We start from the raw sequence: 17,329 nt of genomic DNA on the forward strand, positions 1-17,329 counted from the left end.
GATAATGAAATTGCTCGTGACGTTCGTCGTGGGGGCCACGACGTTGCTGGGTTCCTCGTTCTGCCATGGAGCGCATGCTGCCGATCTGCTGTGGCAGGTCGAAAGCCCGTTCCGTTTTTTCAGGAATGCCGCGTCCTTTGCCATGTATGAGCGCGGCTATCCCGCGGCTCGCAATGAATCCGTGTTGCCGCCCGCCGACGTGGTGTGGCGTACGGAGCGACGGCTCAACGATCCCGACTGCACCGACAAGACAAGCCCGACCAGCTGCGCCAACACCGCGCGTGCGGGCTACAATCGCACAAGGCTCGGCTGGGCGGCGCAGACCATCGACGCTGTTTGCTATGACAGCCGGCAGGGCCGCTATCTGCAGAGCTGCGATCGTCGCTATTCGTGGGGCACGGCCAAGGAAGACTACGTGCTGCCCGACGCGCATACGGTGGTGATCCGGCTTGCGCCGGATCGTGTCGCGGAAGCGGGAGCGGGTGATTGCGTCTGGAGCTGGACGCCGCGGCGCCCGGGCGCGAAAGCCGAGACCCGCACGCAATCCTGCGCGACGCCACTGAAGATCAATCGCCTGCCGTTCGCAGTGGATCGTAATTTGTCGGGCGCGGCCGTGCAGGTCGCCTTGCCCGGTGGCCGGACATTGAGCGAGCAGGTGGCCGTCGAGGATCTGTTCATCGTTGCGCTCGGCGATTCCTTTGCCTCGGGCGAGAGCAATCCGGATGTGCCGGTGACATTCAGCGCCGTGCGCGAGATGGTCTATGATCCCACGCTGATGCGCGAGGAGATGGCGACGCGCAGCGCCACCAAGTCGATGCAGAAGCTGACGCCGCCGGCGCCAGCGGGGAGCTTCGACTACAAGAACCTGCCGCGTCGAAAACTCTCCGACGAGGAGCAGGAACTGTATTTCCCGCTCGCTTCGGCGCAGTTCGACAAGGCCTTCAACGCCGCCAATGCACGCTGGCTCAGCCCGGACTGCCATCGCTCGCAATACGGCTATCCGTTCCGTGTCGGGCTGCAAATGGCAATGGAGAATCCGCATCGCTCGGTGACGCTGGTCAGTCTTGCCTGCACCGGCGCGGAGGTGACCGAAGGTCTGTTTCTCGAGAAGAAGGCGCGAGAAGGCGCCGGCAATGCGATGGTGCGCTCGCAGCTCGATCAGCTGGCTGACCTGATCTGCAGGAGCCCGCAGGGTCGTACGCAGCGCGCGACGTACAACCTGCCGACCTATGCAAGCGGCAGCGTGCAGGTGGGGAATACGCCGGTCTCGAAGGCCTGGTGTGCGCCATCCGAGCGCAAGCGGCCGATCGATACGCTGCTGCTGTCCATCGGCGGCAATGATGTCGGCTTCTCGCCGCTGATGGTCTACGCCATGACGGATTCGGCCGGCGATCTCGCGCCGATCGCGAATCTGCTCGGCAAGCAGATCCGGTTCTCGCCGCAGGTGTCGCGTGCCTATATGGAGCAGCTTGACGAGCGCATGGTGGCGTTGCGCGATGCCTTGCGGGACGGGTTCGGCGTGCAGCCGGCGAATGTGCTGCAGACCGCCTATGAGCCAATCCAGTTCGACGAGACCGGCGCCATGTGCGGCGCGCAGCCGACGCTCGGCCTCGACGTCCACAAGAAGCTGTCGTTGTCGCGCGAGCGTCTCGCCGAGACCGTGAGCTTCCTGAACGATTTCTTCGCCCGCACCGCCTGCATCACCAATGGGCGCGGGGCAGGGTGCCCGGCATTGGCCACGGGGGCGGGGACGGGCTTTCGGCTGATCACCGATCACCAGGCCGAGTTCACGAAACGTGGCCTGTGCGCGCGGGATCCGAAGCGGCCGCAGGCGGACGGTGAGGCCATGGCGATGCCGCGGCGTTGGTTCGGCCAGGAGGAGTTCACGCCTTACTCGCCGGCGGCCTATCTGCCTTATGCGTCGCGCTGGCGCCTGTTCCGGACCCCGAATGACGCGTTCCTGACCGCCAATGTCCATTCGCCGGGCTTCACCCAGTTCGACATCCTGCAGCCGGTCTATGCGGCGATGTATAGCGGGGCGGTACATCCGACGGCGGAAGGGCACGCGATCGTGGCCGATCACGTGGTCCGGCATGTACGGTCGCTCGTGCGAAAATAGGCCAATAGCATCAAATAGATGCGTGGCCGGGACAGGCCCGGCCACGAGATCGCGTCGGGAGAGGCCGGTTCCTGCCGAACCTGCGGGAGTTCTTGACCTTTTCCCGTCGTCGCCCTACAAAGCGCCACTCGCTGTCGGCCCGGTTCACGGACATCCGACGCGGCTTCGATCTCCAGACACACGAGCTCGGTTGGCGGCTCATCCACGGCGAAGATTTCCTTCGGTGATGGATCGGGCGCAACAGGGCTGTCTGGATTCCTGAAACTATTCAATCGTCTGACGACGGATGCGGATCACCTAACGATGGCTTTCAGCCCGTTCAAATTCCTGCAGGAAGTGCGCACCGAGACCAACAAGGTCACGTGGCCTTCGCGCCGTGAGACGACCATCACCACCATCATGGTCTTCATCATGGTGGCGCTCGCGTCGGTTTTCTTCTTCGCGGCAGATCAGATCATTCGCCTGCTTGTGACTTTCTTGCTCGGCATTCGCTAAACGGACCTGAATTATGAGCATGCGCTGGTACATCGTTCACGCCTATTCGAACTTCGAAAAGAAGGTCGCCGATTCCATCAAGGAACAGGCGAAGCAGCGTGGCGTCGAAGACCTGTTCGAACAGGTGCTGGTCCCGATCGAGAAGGTCACGGAAGTGCGCCGTGGCCGCAAGATGGAAGCCGAGCGCAAGTTCTTCCCCGGCTATGTGCTGGTGAAGATGCAGCTCACCGACGAAGCCTTCCATCTCATCAAGAATACCCCGAAGGTCACGGGCTTCCTCGGCGCCGAGAACAAGCCGATGCCGATCTCGGAAGCGGAAGCCATGCGCATCCTGAACCAGATGCAGGAAGGCGTGGAGCGCCCGAAGACTTCGATCTCGTTCGAGATCGGCGAGAACGTGAAGGTGGCCGATGGCCCGTTCGCATCGTTCTCCGGCGTGGTGGAAGAAGTCGACGAAGCGCGTTCGCGCGTGAAGGTCGCGGTGTCGATCTTCGGCCGCGCAACGCCGGTCGAACTGGAATTCGGTCAGGTCGAGAAGGTCTGATCGCAATAGCGCGAAGCACGTCTTCGCGTTCATAGGTCGTGGGAGGAGAGGGCGGTCGCCAACCGCACTTGAACCGCACCACGAAACCTGAACCGCCGGCATCCGCCGGCACAACAGGAGTGTAGTATGGCAAAGAAAGTGACCGGATACCTGAAGCTTCAGGTGCCGGCCGGTGCGGCGAACCCCTCGCCCCCGATCGGTCCAGCGCTTGGTCAGCGCGGTTTGAACATCATGGAATTCTGCAAAGCGTTCAACGCGCAGACGCAGAAGGAAGAAAAGAACACCCCGATTCCGGTGGTGATCACGATCTATGCCGATCGTTCGTTCACCTTCGTGCTCAAGACCCCCCCGATGTCTCACTTCCTCAAGCAGGCCGCCAAGATCCAGTCCGGATCGAAGCTGCCGGGCCGCGACGTGGCCGGCAAGGTGACCTCTGCGCAGATCCGCGAGATCGCCGAGAAGAAGATGAACGATCTCAATTGCGATTCCGTCGAATCGGCCATGCGCATGGTCGAGGGCTCTGCCCGTTCGATGGGTCTCCAGGTTCAGGGGTAATCGATCATGGCAATCGGAAAGCGTTTGAAGGCTATTCGCGAAGGCGTTGATCGCGAGAAGCTCTACACGATCGATGAAGCGATCAAGATGGTCAAGGAACGCGCCAAGGCGAAGTTCGACGAGACCATCGAAATCTCGATGAACCTCGGTGTCGATCCGCGTCACGCCGACCAGATGGTCCGTGGCGTCGTTTCGCTGCCGAACGGCACTGGCCGTACGCTCCGCGTCGGCGTGTTTGCCCGTGGTGCGAAGGCTGAGGAAGCCAAGGCTGCCGGTGCTGACGTCGTCGGTGCGGAAGACTTGGCCGAGAAGGTGCAGAACGGCGAAATCAACTTCGACCGTTGTATTGCCACCCCCGACATGATGCCGCTGGTCGGCCGTCTCGGTAAGGTGCTTGGTCCGCGCGGCATGATGCCGAACCCGAAGATCGGCACCGTGACCATGGACGTCACCGGCGCCGTGAAGGGTGCCAAGGGCGGTTCGGTTGAATTCCGTGTCGAAAAGGCCGGCATCATCCAGGCTGGCGTTGGCAAGGCATCGTTCGGTGCCGACAAGCTCGTCGAGAACATCAAGGCTCTCGCCGATGCCGTCGTAAAGGCGAAGCCGGCAGGCGCGAAGGGCACCTATGTCCAGCGCGTGGCCGTGTCCTCGTCCATGGGCGTCGGCATCAAGGTTGAGCCGAACACCGTGCTCGGCTAAGCCGGAACAAGGCTTGCAAGAAACCAAGGGCGGAGTCGGGCAACCGGTTCCGCCCTTTCTTTTTGTCTTTCGCGTTTTGACCGCAGCAGGAATGAACAAATGGCCGAGAAGGTCCTGATCTATTCGCGTTTTCCCAAGGCCCAGATGGTGCGCATCGGCGAGCGTTTCGATCTGCTCGACGCCGGCGGCAAGCCGCCACTGAGCGTCTTCTCGGCAGATGAGCTGAAAGATGTGCGCACCATGATCACCGCCGGCGGGCAGCTGCTGCCGGCCGAGGTGATGGACATGATGCCGGCGCTCGGTGCCATCATCTGTTACGGCACTGGCTATGACGGCGTGGATTTCAAGGCCGCCGCGGAACGCAAGATCGTGGTCGGCAACAGCCCCGGCGCCAATGCGGCATCGGTGGCTGATCTCGCGCTGACCTTGATGCTGGCGGCGACGCGGCGCATCATTCCGGCAGATCACTATGTCCGCGAGGGCGGCTGGTCGGATCGCAAGCCGTCGCCGCTGATGGCGCCGCAGCCGGGCAATCCCGGTCGCAAGGTCGGCGTCTATGGCATGGGTGAGATCGGCCGCAAGATCGCCTCGCGCGTGGCCGCGTTCGAATGCGACGTCGCCTACACCAATCGCACGAAGTATGACGAGCTGCCGTATCGCTACGAGCCGGATCTTGCTGCCCTGGTCGAATGGTGCGACGTCCTGATGGTCGCGGTGCGCGCCGGCAAGGAAACGCATCACATCATCGATGCCGGGATGCTGAAGAAGCTGGGGCCTGATGGCTATGTGGTCAACATCTCGCGCGGCTCGGTGATAGATCAGGCGGCACTGGTGCAGGCGCTGAGCGACAAGACCATTGCCGGCGCTGGTCTCGACGTGTTCGAGACGGAGCCTCATGCACCGGACGCGCTGACGGCATTCCCGAATGTGGTGCTGACGCCGCATATCGGTGGCCACACGCTGGACTCGCATCTCGCGATGCAGGATTGCGTGATCGCGAATCTCGATGCGTTTTATGCGGCGCAGGGGTTGCCCTATCCCGTGAAGATTTAAACGCAGTCTTAGGGAGGATTGCACCGCGCTCATCTGTCCTATGGATGTGGTGCGATCCGCAACTTGACAGCCTAAGCCTATTTAATGAGTATACTCACTAAATAGGAGCGCACCCTGGCACGTGCGCCTGCCACCGTCGCAACGGAGAAGACCACATTACGATGGTCATGAATGCGACGGGGCTGCGAGGAAAGCTTGAGGGAGGTTTCGATGACGCGAGGCAATTGCCCTTCGTCGATGTCACGCCGTGCATTCTCTGCCCTGATCGGCGGCGCGGCCATCAGTATGTCCAGTCGTGCTTTTTCATCCACATGGCCAAACCGTAGCATCAGGATCATCGTGCCCTTCGCTGCAGGCGGGACGACGGATATCGTCGCGCGATTGATCGCCGAGAAGCTTCAGATTTCGCTTGGTGTGCCGGTGATCGTCGACAACAAGCCCGGCGCGAGCGGCAATATCGGCGCAGCAGCTGTCGCTCAGAGTGCTCCAGATGGCTACACGCTCATGCTGAGCACGCCCGGACCAACCGTGGCAAATTCCTATTTTCTGGACGAGCCGGCAAATTACGATCCGAAGACCGCGTTTGCGCCAGTTGCGACACTGGCGACATTGCCGAATGTGCTGATGGTTCGCCCGTCTCTCGGTGTTGATACCGTTGCGCAATTCGTCCAGAAGTTAAAAGCCGAACCGGGCAAGTTCACCCATGGTAGCCCCGGCGTCGGCAGTAGCGGTTATGTCACCACCGTGCTGTTCAATGCGCGTGCAGACATCAATGCCGTTCATGTGCCTTATCGCGGCAGCCTGCCGATGTTGCAGGACATCGTTGCGGGCAATACGGATTACACCATCGATCAGGTTACTTCGGCACTCAGCCTGATCCAGTCGGGCCACTTGAAGGCGCTGGCGGTGTCATCACCGGAGCGTTCGGCGGTGCTGCCCGACGTGCCGACCATTGCCGAAGCAGGATATCCAGGGTTCAAAGTCGTGGTATGGTTCGCGCTGCATGCGCCCGCCGGTGTCCCGCCGCAGATCATTGAGCGGCTGAACAAAGACGTAAATGTCATTCTGAAGGATCAGGCCATCCGGGACCGCCTGAAGCAGTATGGCGCGATGGCACCCGGGGGGACGCCGGAAGACCTCGCGGGACTTGTCGCGCTCGAACAGACCAATGTGCAGGCCGTCAAGAAGCAACTCGCCGAGGCGAAGAGCAAGTAAGCCCGCAATGCTGGAGTGACGGCCCGGAGGCTAGACCTCTCGCCGCGGTGGCTGGCGCTTGCGTTGCCGCTGCCAGGGTTGGCCAGTGTCGGGCTCATTGGACAGCAAAAGGCGTTCGACAAAATCGAGGAAGACGCGCTGCTCCGCCGAGGTCAACGATGCGAACATCTGCGCGCGCGATCGTCGCAGCAGGGCGCGCGACTGCCTGATAAGATCGAGCCCATCTGCCGTAATCGTCACGAGTTTCTGCCGCTTGTCGCCGGGAGATCCTGTTCGTGCGACCAGTTTTCGTCGCTCAAGGCGCCGGACCACATCGCCTACAGTTGACGTATCGAGCACTGCCCGGGCAGCAATGGTTTTCTGGTCGAGGCCTTTTTCGGTCGCCAATAGCGTGAGGATGGTGTGCTGGACGGGCGTAATGCTCACGTGCTCGAGCGAGGAGTGGAACACGGATACGGAGACTTGTTGAAGTCTGCGGATCAGATGTCCCGGTGTTCGAATGGTGCGGGGCATAGTGAACGAACCTCACGCGAGCGGGGTGCCGCATCGGCGCTGTGGGACACGGCAATCACGGTGATACGCGGGCGCTGCACATCGTGTCGATCACTGAGTTGTAAGCAGGGATCATGAGCCGGTCAGTGGCTGAATGGCAATGACAGTGGGATCGCTGCTGTCCCGCCATCGCAAAGTCAGCGCAAAACGGACAGGAACGTCGCCAAATGACTTTCGTTCCCGGGTGGTACAAAAATAATTGAGTTCTGAATTCCGCACTGCGGTTGTATTTGTCAGGTTCGAATTAGAACAACTCGAATGTAGGCGTACATTCGACGACAAGGACAACAGCGATGGCTGCGTTCACCTTCAAGATCAATGGGGAGTCGCGTCAGATCGACGTCGCCCCCGATACCCCACTCCTCTGGGCTATCCGTGACGGCGCCGGGCTGACCGGCACCAAATATGGCTGCGGCGTCGCGCAATGTGGTGCCTGCACGGTCTATCTCGATGGGCAACCGGTGCGCTCCTGCTCGATGCCGGTCTCGGCGGTGGGCTCAGGCGAGGTCACGACCATCGAGGGGGCAACCAGCAAGGAAGCCAAGGCGGTCCAGGCCGCGTGGGTGGCTCATGACGTGCCGCAATGCGGCTACTGCCAGTCCGGCCAGGTCATGAGTGCGGCATCGCTGCTCAGCCTTAATCCCAAGCCGACCGATGAAGACATCGATCTGGCGATGAACGGCAACATCTGCCGTTGCGCCACCTATGTCCGCATCCGCGCTGCGATCCACACCGCCGCCAAGTCGCTGGAGGGCTGAGCCATGACCGTTCACGACACCAGGCTTTCACGTCGCACGCTACTCAAGGCGGGCGCGGGTCTCGTCATCGGCGCCTATGTCGCGCGTGCCGACAAGCTGTTCGCGCAGGGTGCTGCGGCGCAGAAAATCAATATCGCGCCGAACACGTTTCTGATCATCGGCTCCGACAACACGGTCACCGTACTGTGCAAGGGTTTTGAGATGGGGCAGGGGCCGCTGACCGGGATGGCAACCCTGGTGGCGGAAGAGCTCGATGCAGACTGGTCGCAGATGCGTGCCAGTCACGCGCCGTCCAATCCCGTCCTCTACAAGAACCTGGCCTTCGGCATGCAGGGCACGGGTGGCTCCACGGCGATTGCGAATTCCTTCATCCAGATGCGTCAGGTCGGCGCTGCCGCCCGCGAGATGCTGGTTGCTGCGGCCGCCGATGCCTGGCAGGTGCCGGCGGGGGAGATCACGGTCGACAAGGGCGTGATCAAGCACGGCACGGACAAGGAAGGCCGCTTCGGTGAATTCGCCGCGAAGGCGATGACCATGCCGGTCCCGGCTGAACCAAAGCTGAAAGATCCAGCCAACTTCAAGCTGATCGGCAAGGAAGGCGTGGTGAAGCGCCTCGACAGTGCCGACAAGAGCAACGGCAAGGCGTTTTTCGGGCTGGATATCAACGAACCCGACATGCTCACCGTGGTGGTGGCGCGCTCGCCGAAATTCGGCGGCAAGGTGAAGTCGTTCGATGCGACGGCGGCGAAGGCAGTCGCGGGCGTGGTCGATGTCAAACAGATCTCGAATGGTGTTGCGGTCTACGCAAAGGGCTTCTGGGCGGCGAAGACAGGTCGCGAGGCGCTAAAGATCACCTGGGATGACAGCAAGGCCGAGAAGCGCGGCAGCGCCGAATTGCTGCAGCAATTCCGCGCGCTGTCGAAGACGCAGGGCAAGCTGGTCAAGGCGGAAGGCAAGTTCGAGGAATCCGTGGCCAAGGGTGGCCGTGTGGTGGAGGTCGAATATGTCTTCCCTTATCTCGCCCATGCGGCGATGGAGCCGTTGAACGCGTATCTGAAATGGGACGGCGACAGCGCCTATGCGCGCTATGGCTGCCAGTTTCCGACGCCCGATCACCAGGCCATCTCCAAGGTGCTCGGTTTGCCCATCGAGAAGGTGAAGATCGACGTCACGCTTGCCGGTGGCAGCTTTGGTCGCCGCGCACAGCAGACAACGCATCAGGCCGTCGAGCTTGCCGAAGTGGCCAAGGCGATCGGGCCGGGCAAGGGCGTCAAGCTGGTCTGGACCCGCGAGGACGACATGCGCGGCGGCTATTATCGGCCATACGCCATTCACCGCATGCGCGGTGCGGTCCGCGATGGCAAGATCGAGGCGTGGAGCGACACGATCGTCTCGCAGTCGATCATGAAGGGCTCGTTCTTCGAGCAGATCATGTTCAAGGACGGTCTCGATCCGACCTCCTATGAGGGCTCGAACGAGATCCCCTACGAGGTCGCGAATTTCCGCTGCGACATGCATCAGGTCGAGGTGGGCGTACCCGTGTTGTGGTGGCGCTCGGTGGGCCATACCCATACCGGCTATGTGGTCGAGGCCTTCGTCGATGAACTGCTCGAAGCCGCGGGCAAGGACCCGGTTGAAGGACGTCTCGAATTGCTCGGCAAGAAGCCGCGTCATGCCGGCGTGCTGAAGGCCGTCGCCGAACTTGCCGACTGGAAGAACTACAAGGTGCCGGAAGGTCGCGCGCGTGGCGTTGCGGTGGTCGAGAGTTTCAAGACTTTCGTCGCTCAGGTCGTCGAGCTGTCGATGACCGAGGAAGGGCCGAAGGTCCATAAGGTGTGGTGCGCTGTCGATTGCGGCGTCGCCGTCAATCCGGACATCATCCGCGCGCAGATGGAAGGCGGCATCGGCTTCGGTCTCGGTCACATTCTCTATGCCGAACAGACGCTCGATGCCGGTGCGCCGGTGTCCGGCAATTTCGATACCTATCGCTCGCTGCGTATCAATGAGATGCCGGAGGTCGAGGTGGTGATCGTGAAGTCCACCGAAAAACCGTCGGGCGTCGGTGAGCCCGGCGTGCCGCCGCTCGGGCCGGCTGTGGTGAATGCGATGGCCAAGCTCGGTGTCGGACGACCACGACAACTGCCCATCGTGCCGGGAGCCTCGGCATGAACAAACTGGTGAAGTATGCAATGCTGGCGCTCTTCGCCGGCGGGATGTCGGCCGGCGTCCTGGCTGTCGCGCAGTTCGGTGCAAATGAGGCCGATGCCGCGGTCAGCAATCCGAAAACGCTGCAGCCCGTCTCGGCGTTCGCCAAGATCAAGAACAAGAACGAGCGGGCGGTGGCGCTGTTCAATGAGGCGGGCAAGGTGATCCAGTCACCGCGCTGCCTGAACTGCCATCCGGCCGGCGATCGTCCGACCCAGACCGATCGCATGCGGCCGCATATTCCGCTGGTGGTGCGCGGCGAGGGCGGCATGGGCGCGGCCGGTGGTCTCGCCTGCACGACCTGCCACCACGAAAACAACTTCGATGCCGCCAATGTCCCGGGCAATGCGAAGTGGGCGCTGGCGCCGATCGAGATGGCCTGGCAGGGCAAGACGCTTGGCCAGATTTGCGCCCAGATCAAGGACAAGGAGCGCAATGGCGGCAAGGACATGGCCGCGCTGGTGCATCACATGGCCGAGGATGAGTTGGTGGGGTGGGGCTGGAAGCCCGGCGGCAACCGTACTCCGGCGCCGGGCACGCAAAAGCAGTTCGGTGAACTGATCAAGGCGTGGGCGGATGCAGGGGCAGCTTGTCCGAAGGGGTAAAGTGATCGGATGAGGCAGTGGTGCCTGGAGGCACCGCCGCCTTCCGGTTCCCATGGCAAAAACGATGCCAGTTCGGCACTTCCCCCTTGGCAAGCCGATAAAGACTCGTTAAACAGCCGCTTCCGGACTTGCTGGCCTGTGCTGGCACGTCTGTGTTCGCATTCCGATAACCCGGTATCTAGGAGACCTTTCCTTTCAGGCCATCCCCACGGATCGCTCGAAGGGCACGGGAGCCGCGACCTGGTTTTGACGAAGGCGGGCAGGGGTCTTTGAGCGGCCGATACTGAGCGATCAGATTTTGGCCGATCGGTGATCTCGAATCCTGTCCGAGACTGCTGGCGCCCGCGACGAATTCAATTCGATCAACGGCTTAATCGCCAAGCCAGCATAGATGGGTGAAGACTGATTTCGCCAATGCCGCCATGCGGCTGATAGCGTATTTGGTTCGAACCTCGACACCCCGTGCCGCCGCTGCTCGCAGCAATGGTTCGGGAGGGCAGGCTATCATGATCGTCTCGCCCGGGATGTCTGGAGGCCGTGTGTCTCGAGGTCATGTCGGTGGGGCGGTTGGGTGCAAACCGGCGGTCTCATCTCGATCGAGACTGCCAACCGGAGAGAGCTTGCTGTGGAAAGAGCGGCTAAAAAGGACGCGGTCCAAGCGCTGAACGGGGTCTTCACGACCACCGGCGTTGCGATCGTCGCCCATTATTCCGGCCTCACCGTCGCCCAGATGCAGAACCTGCGTAAGCAGATGAAGCAGGCGGGTGCCTCGGTGAAGGTCTCGAAAAACCGTCTCGCCAAAATTGCTCTTGAAGGCACGGATGTTGTTGCCATCGGTTCCCTGCTGAAGGGCCCGACTGTGATCGCCACTTCGGACGATCCGGTAGCTGCACCGAAGGTTGCCGTCGAATTTGCCAAGGCGAACGACAAGTTCGTCATTCTTGGCGGCTCGATGGGCAAAACCGTCCTGAACGTCGACAGCGTCAAGGCCCTGGCCGCGCTGCCCTCGCTCGACGAACTGCGCGGCAAACTCGTTGGCCTCCTTGTGGCGCCGGCGACCAAGATCGCTCAGCTGTCGACAGCACCCGCGGCAAAGGTCGCGCGCGTTGTTCAGGCTTATGCCTCAAAGAGCGAAGCGGCCTGACGCCCTTCGCAATCAAACTGGTTCGAACCAAATACGCTTAAGGATATAGACAATGGCTGACCTCAATAAGATCGTTGACGACCTCTCGAGCCTGACCGTGCTCGAAGCCGCCGAACTCGCCAAGCTGCTCGAAGAGAAGTGGGGCGTGTCGGCTGCCGCTGCCGTGGCTGTTGCCGCTGCTCCGGGCGCTGGTGGCGGCGCTGCCGCTGCTGAAGAAAAGACCGACTTCACCGTCGTTCTCGCTTCGGCTGGCGACAAGAAGATCGAAGTCATCAAGGAAGTCCGTGCGATCACCGGTCTCGGCCTCAAGGAAGCCAAGGACCTGGTCGAAGGCGCGCCGAAGCCCCTCAAGGAAGGCGTTGCCAAGGACGAAGCCGAAAAGATCAAGGCCCAGCTCGAGAAGGCTGGCGCCAAGGTCGAGCTCAAGTAAGACCTTTGAGTTCCCCAGAAGGGCGGCCCTCGGGCCGCTCTTCACCGGGGTCTCGCGTGTATCCAGCGATGGCTGCACACAAGAAAGTGTGGGGACGCTGAGGGAACGACCCTCGTATCTCCATGATTGCCGCCCCATATCGGGTCGGCAGTACGAAAGCGCGGTTTGACGGCGAGAACGGACACGTTCTATCCTAAGCCGTTGGGAGATTGGCCAATTTCGGGCTTTTCGGTCCGCAGTTAGATGGTTTTGGACGGGCGAGATGCAGTCGGGCATCGCGCACGTCGTTTTGCGTTCTGGGGTTTGAACGTTCGATTTGGGGATTTTGTTCCTGAATCTGGATGCAGGTCTCGGGGCGATGTCGGAAAAATTCAACCCGGGGGCGGCGGCAGCCGTGCCCTGGAAGGTTCGCCCCTCCCGGGCGACGCAATGAGAGGCCACGATGGGTCAGCAGACGTTCACCGGTCGCAAGCGCGTTCGTAAGTTCTTCGGTCACATCAAGGAAGTCGCCGAGATGCCGAACCTCATCGAGGTTCAGAAGGCGTCCTACGACCAGTTCCTGATGGTTGACGAGCCCACGGGCGGCCGCCTGGATGAGGGCCTGCAGGCTGTTTTCCGTTCGGTGTTCCCGATCTCGGATTTCGCCGGCACCTCGATGCTCGAATTCGTCCGCTATGAATTCGAGCCGCCGAAATATGACGTCGACGAGTGCCGTCAGCGCGGCATGACCTATGCTGCCCCGCTGAAGGTGACGCTGCGCCTGATCGTGTTCGATATCGACGAGGAAACCGGCGCCAAGTCCGTCAAGGACATCAAGGAGCAGGACGTCTACATGGGCGATATCCCGCTCATGACCATGAACGGCACCTTCGTGGTGAACGGCACCGAGCGCGTCATCGTCTCGCAGATGCACCGTTCGCCGGGCGTGTTCTTCGATCACGACAAGGGCAAGACCCATTCGTCGGGCAAGCTGCTGTTCGCTGCCCGCGTGATCCCGTATCGCGGTTCGTGGCTCGACATCGAGTTCGATGCCAAGGACATCGTGTTTGCGCGTATCGACCGTCGCCGCAAGATTCCGGTGACGTCGCTGATGTATGCGCTGGGCCTGGATGGCGAAGAGATCCTGTCCACGTTCTACCAGAAGATCATCTACAAGCAGATCAAGGAAGGCGGCTGGCGCGTGCCGTTCGATCCGTCGCGCTTCCGCGGCTATTCGACCGTCAACGACCTGATCGACGCCGACACCGGCAAGGTGGCGCTCGAAGCTGGCAAGAAGCTCACCGTGCGTGCTGCCCGTCAGCTCGCCGAGAAGGGCCTCAAGGCACTGCAGCTCACCGATGAAGATCTCATCGGCAGCTATCTAGCCGACGACCTGGTCAACGCGAAGACCGGTGAAATCTACGCTGAAGCCGGCGAGGAAATCACCGAGAAGCTGCTCAAGGCGCTCGACGAAGAGGGCTACAAGGAGCTGCCGCTGCTCGATATCGACCATGTCAATATCGGCGCCTACATCCGCAACACGCTTGCGGCCGACAAGAACGTGACGCGTGAAGACGCGCTGTTCGACATCTATCGCGTGATGCGTCCGGGTGAGCCGCCGACCCTCGAGTCGGCGCAGAACATGTTCCAGTCGCTGTTCTTCGATGCCGAGCGTTACGACCTCTCGGCCGTGGGCCGCGTGAAGATGAACATGCGCCTCGAACTCGATGCGCCGGACACCCACCGCACGCTGCGCAAGGAAGACATCCTCTCGGTCATCAAGACCCTGGTGGATCTGCGCGACGGCAAGGGCGAGATCGACGACATCGACCATCTCGGCAACCGCCGTGTGCGTTCGGTCGGCGAGCTGATGGAAAATCAGTATCGCGTCGGTCTGCTGCGCATGGAGCGCGCCATCAAGGAGCGCATGTCGTCGGTGGATATCGACACCGTGATGCCGCAGGACCTCATCAACGCGAAGCCTGCCGCTGCAGCCGTGCGTGAATTCTTCGGCTCGTCGCAGCTGTCGCAGTTCATGGACCAGACCAACCCGCTGTCGGAAATCACCCACAAGCGTCGTCTCTCGGCGCTCGGACCGGGCGGTCTGACCCGCGAGCGCGCCGGCTTCGAAGTCCGCGACGTGCATCCGACCCACTATGGCCGTATCTGCCCGATCGAGACGCCGGAAGGCCCGAACATCGGTCTGATCAACTCGCTCGCCACCTTCGCGCGCGTGAACAAGTACGGCTTCGTCGAGACCCCGTATCGCAAGGTCAAGGAAGGCCGCGTCACCGACGAGGTCGTGTATCTGTCGGCGATGGAAGAGGGCCGCTACTCGGTCGCACAGGCCAACGTGCCGCTCGATGCCAAGGGCCACTTCACCGACGAAATGGTGATCTGCCGTCACGCCGGTGACGTGCTGCCGCTGCCGGCCGACAAGGTCGACTACATGGACGTGTCGCCGAAGCAGCTCGTGTCGGTCGCCGCGGCGCTGATTCCGTTCCTCGAGAACGACGACGCCAACCGCGCGCTGATGGGCTCGAACATGCAGCGTCAGGCCGTGCCTTTGGTGCGCGCTGAAGCGCCGTTCGTCGGCACCGGCATGGAAGCCGTCGTGGCCCGCGATTCCGGTGCTGCAATCGCGGCTCGCCGTTCGGGCGTGATCGACCAGATCGACGCAACCCGCGTGGTTATCCGTGCGACCGAAGATCTCGATCCGACCAAGTCGGGCGTCGATATCTATCGTCTCATGAAGTACCAGCGCTCGAACCAGTCGACCTGCATCAACCAGCGTCCGCTGGTGAAGGTCGGTGACGTCGTGCGCAAGGGCGACATCATTGCAGACGGTCCGTCGACCGATCTCGGTGAACTCGCGCTTGGCCGCAACGTGCTCGTCGCGTTCATGCCGTGGAATGGCTACAACTTCGAAGACTCGATCCTGCTCTCCGAGCGGATCGTGAAGGAAGACGTCTTCACCTCGATTCACATCGAGGAATTCGAAGTGATGGCCCGCGACACCAAGCTCGGTCCTGAGGAAATCACCCGCGACATTCCGAACGTGTCGGAAGAAGCGCTGAAGAACCTCGACGAAGCCGGTATCGTCTACATCGGCGCCGAAGTCCGCGCCGGCGACATCCTGGTCGGCAAAATCACGCCGAAGGGCGAAAGCCCGATGACGCCGGAAGAAAAGCTCCTGCGCGCCATCTTCGGTGAAAAGGCGTCGGACGTTCGCGACACCTCGCTCCGCGTGCCCCCGGGCGTGCAGGGCACCATCGTGGAAGTCCGCGTGTTCAACCGCCACGGCGTCGACAAGGACGAACGTGCACTGGCGATCGAGCGCGAAGAGATCGAACGTCTCGCCAAGGACCGTGACGACGAACAGGCCATCCTGGATCGTAACGTCTATGGCCGTCTGGCTGATCTTCTGGAGAACAAGGTCGGCATCGCCGGTCCGAAGGGCTTCAAGAAGGACGGCAAGATCACCCGCGCCGTGCTGGATGAAAATCCGCGCTCGCAGTGGTGGATGTTCGCCACCTCGAACGACAAGCTGATGTCGGAAATCGAGGCGATGCGTAAGCAGTACGACGAATCGAAGAAGGGCCTTGAACAGCGCTTCCTCGACAAGGTCGAGAAGCTGCAGCGCGGCGACGAGCTGCCGCCGGGCGTGATGAAGATGGTCAAGGTCTTCGTCGCGGTGAAGCGCAAGATCCAGCCGGGCGACAAGATGGCCGGCCGTCACGGCAACAAGGGCGTGGTGTCGAAGATCGTTCCGATCGAAGACATGCCGTTCCTCGAGGACGGTACCCATGCGGACATCGTGCTCAACCCGCTGGGCGTGCCGTCGCGCATGAATGTCGGTCAGATCCTCGAGACGCATCTCGGTTGGGCCTGCGCCGGCATGGGCAAGAAGATCGGCGAAACCATCGACGCCTTCTACCAGCGTCAGGATCTCAAGCCGCTGCGTGAGACCCTGAAGAATGTCTATGGCGATGATGAAGTCATCAAGTCGCTGAACGATGACGAGCTGATCGAGCTTGCGCGCAACCTGAAGCCTGGCGTGCCGATCGCAACGCCGGTGTTCGACGGTGCGAAGGAAGCCGACATCGAAGACATGCTGAAGCTGGCAGGCTTCGACAAGTCGGGTCAGTCGACCGTCTATGACGGCCGCACTGGCGACCAGTTCGATCGCAAGGTGACCGTGGGCTACATCTACATGCTCAAGCTTCACCATCTCGTGGACGACAAGATCCACGCGCGTTCGATCGGTCCGTACTCGCTCGTCACGCAGCAGCCGCTGGGTGGTAAGGCGCAGTTCGGCGGCCAGCGCTTCGGTGAAATGGAAGTGTGGGCACTCGAAGCATATGGCGCGGCTTACACGCTGCAGGAAATGCTGACGGTGAAGTCGGACGACGTCGCGGGCCGTACCAAGGTCTACGAGGCGATCGTGCGCGGCGACGACACGTTCGAGGCCGGTATCCCGGAATCGTTCAACGTGCTCGTGAAGGAAATGCGCTCGCTCGGCCTCAACGTCGACCTGCACAATTCCAAGCTGCCGGGCCCGACCTCCGAGGCTGCCGAGTAATTCAATGCGTCACGCCCGGCCTCGCGGCCGGGCGTCTGCGCCGCAGCCCGGACGTATGGCAGCGCGCGTGACTACAGAATTTCGAATTTGCTGCTGATGGCGATCGGCACGCGAGGAGAAGACCATGAACCAAGAAATTATGAATCTCTTCAACCCGACGACTCCGGCTCAGGTCTTCGACCAGATCCGGATCTCGATCGCGAGCCCCGAGAAGATTCTGTCCTGGTCCTACGGCGAGATCAAGAAGCCGGAAACCATCAACTACCGTACCTTCAAGCCCGAGCGCGACGGCCTGTTCTGCGCCCGCATCTTCGGGCCCATCAAGGATTACGAGTGCTTGTGCGGCAAGTACAAGCGCATGAAGTACAAGGGCATCATCTGCGAGAAGTGCTCG

General features: G+C 61.6%; 16 protein-coding genes. 14 read left to right on the top strand and 2 right to left on the bottom strand.

Annotated features, from left to right (window positions below; all coding sequences use genetic code 11):
* The first annotated feature begins 4 nt into the window (after positions 1–4).
* The 6 genes from ACIQ17_RS11690 (at position 5) to ACIQ17_RS11715 (ending at position 5,465) form a co-directional block, all read left to right on the top strand.
* A complete protein-coding gene (locus ACIQ17_RS11690; protein WP_398468640.1) occupies positions 5–2,119 on the top strand; it encodes a hypothetical protein in 2,115 nt (704 codons plus the stop codon).
* Positions 2,120–2,422: 303 nt separating this feature from the next.
* On the top strand, positions 2,423–2,614 hold the full coding sequence (gene secE, locus ACIQ17_RS11695) for a preprotein translocase subunit SecE (RefSeq protein WP_398468642.1): 192 nt from the start codon (positions 2,423–2,425) through the stop codon (positions 2,612–2,614).
* A gap of 13 nt (positions 2,615–2,627) precedes the next feature.
* The gene (gene nusG, locus ACIQ17_RS11700; protein WP_398468644.1) at positions 2,628–3,158 is read left to right on the top strand and encodes a transcription termination/antitermination protein NusG; all 531 of its coding nucleotides are present in this window, start codon (positions 2,628–2,630) and stop codon (positions 3,156–3,158) included.
* Between the two features lie 126 nt (positions 3,159–3,284).
* Positions 3,285–3,713, top strand: a complete 429-nt coding sequence (gene rplK, locus ACIQ17_RS11705) for a 50S ribosomal protein L11 (protein WP_398468646.1) — start codon at positions 3,285–3,287, stop codon at positions 3,711–3,713.
* Between the two features lie 6 nt (positions 3,714–3,719).
* A complete protein-coding gene (rplA, locus tag ACIQ17_RS11710; RefSeq protein WP_398468649.1) occupies positions 3,720–4,412 on the top strand; it encodes a 50S ribosomal protein L1 in 693 nt (230 codons plus the stop codon).
* A gap of 99 nt (positions 4,413–4,511) precedes the next feature.
* Positions 4,512–5,465, top strand: a complete 954-nt coding sequence (locus ACIQ17_RS11715; protein ID WP_398468651.1) for a 2-hydroxyacid dehydrogenase — start codon at positions 4,512–4,514, stop codon at positions 5,463–5,465.
* A gap of 77 nt (positions 5,466–5,542) precedes the next feature.
* On the opposite strand, the gene ACIQ17_RS11720 is transcribed toward ACIQ17_RS11715, so the two are convergent.
* Positions 5,543–5,803 carry a hypothetical protein gene (locus tag ACIQ17_RS11720; protein ID WP_398468653.1) on the bottom strand — a complete coding sequence of 87 codons (261 nt, stop codon included), beginning with the start codon at positions 5,801–5,803 and terminating at the stop codon, positions 5,543–5,545.
* 1 nt (position 5,804) lies between these two features.
* Here ACIQ17_RS11720 and ACIQ17_RS11725 point away from each other — a divergent pair, with 1 nt between their 5' ends.
* Positions 5,805–6,680: a Bug family tripartite tricarboxylate transporter substrate binding protein gene (locus tag ACIQ17_RS11725; RefSeq protein WP_398468655.1), complete on the top strand. Its 876-nt coding sequence runs from the start codon at positions 5,805–5,807 to the stop codon at positions 6,678–6,680.
* 30 nt (positions 6,681–6,710) lie between these two features.
* Here the strand turns inward: ACIQ17_RS11725 and ACIQ17_RS11730 are convergent, their stop codons facing one another.
* Positions 6,711–7,193, bottom strand: a complete 483-nt coding sequence (locus tag ACIQ17_RS11730) for a MarR family winged helix-turn-helix transcriptional regulator (protein WP_398468657.1) — start codon at positions 7,191–7,193, stop codon at positions 6,711–6,713.
* A 332-nt stretch (positions 7,194–7,525) separates the two neighbouring features.
* On the opposite strand from ACIQ17_RS11730, the gene ACIQ17_RS11735 reads away from it, so the two are divergent.
* From ACIQ17_RS11735 to ACIQ17_RS11765, 7 genes are all read left to right on the top strand, one after another.
* A complete protein-coding gene (locus ACIQ17_RS11735; RefSeq protein ID WP_398468659.1) occupies positions 7,526–7,990 on the top strand; it encodes a (2Fe-2S)-binding protein in 465 nt (154 codons plus the stop codon).
* Between the two features lie 3 nt (positions 7,991–7,993).
* Positions 7,994–10,159 carry a molybdopterin cofactor-binding domain-containing protein gene (locus ACIQ17_RS11740; protein WP_398468661.1) on the top strand — a complete coding sequence of 722 codons (2,166 nt, stop codon included), beginning with the start codon at positions 7,994–7,996 and terminating at the stop codon, positions 10,157–10,159.
* The gene (locus tag ACIQ17_RS11745) at positions 10,156–10,800 is read left to right on the top strand and encodes an Isoquinoline 1-oxidoreductase subunit (RefSeq protein WP_398468663.1); all 645 of its coding nucleotides are present in this window, start codon (positions 10,156–10,158) and stop codon (positions 10,798–10,800) included. Before ACIQ17_RS11740 ends, ACIQ17_RS11745 begins: the two co-directional genes overlap by 4 nt.
* 625 nt (positions 10,801–11,425) lie before the next feature.
* The gene (gene rplJ, locus ACIQ17_RS11750) at positions 11,426–11,944 is read left to right on the top strand and encodes a 50S ribosomal protein L10 (protein ID WP_398468673.1); all 519 of its coding nucleotides are present in this window, start codon (positions 11,426–11,428) and stop codon (positions 11,942–11,944) included.
* A gap of 52 nt (positions 11,945–11,996) precedes the next feature.
* Positions 11,997–12,374, top strand: a complete 378-nt coding sequence (gene rplL / locus ACIQ17_RS11755) for a 50S ribosomal protein L7/L12 (RefSeq protein WP_398468665.1) — start codon at positions 11,997–11,999, stop codon at positions 12,372–12,374.
* A gap of 442 nt (positions 12,375–12,816) precedes the next feature.
* A complete protein-coding gene (rpoB, locus tag ACIQ17_RS11760) occupies positions 12,817–16,935 on the top strand; it encodes a DNA-directed RNA polymerase subunit beta (protein ID WP_398468667.1) in 4,119 nt (1,372 codons plus the stop codon).
* Between the two features lie 124 nt (positions 16,936–17,059).
* Positions 17,060–17,329, top strand: a 270-nt coding sequence (locus tag ACIQ17_RS11765; RefSeq protein ID WP_398468669.1) for a hypothetical protein, incomplete at its 3' end; no start/stop codon positions are given.

Origin of the sequence: Tardiphaga sp. (assembly GCF_044340795.1) — a bacterium.
In the GTDB taxonomy this organism is placed as follows: domain Bacteria; phylum Pseudomonadota; class Alphaproteobacteria; order Rhizobiales; family Xanthobacteraceae; genus Tardiphaga.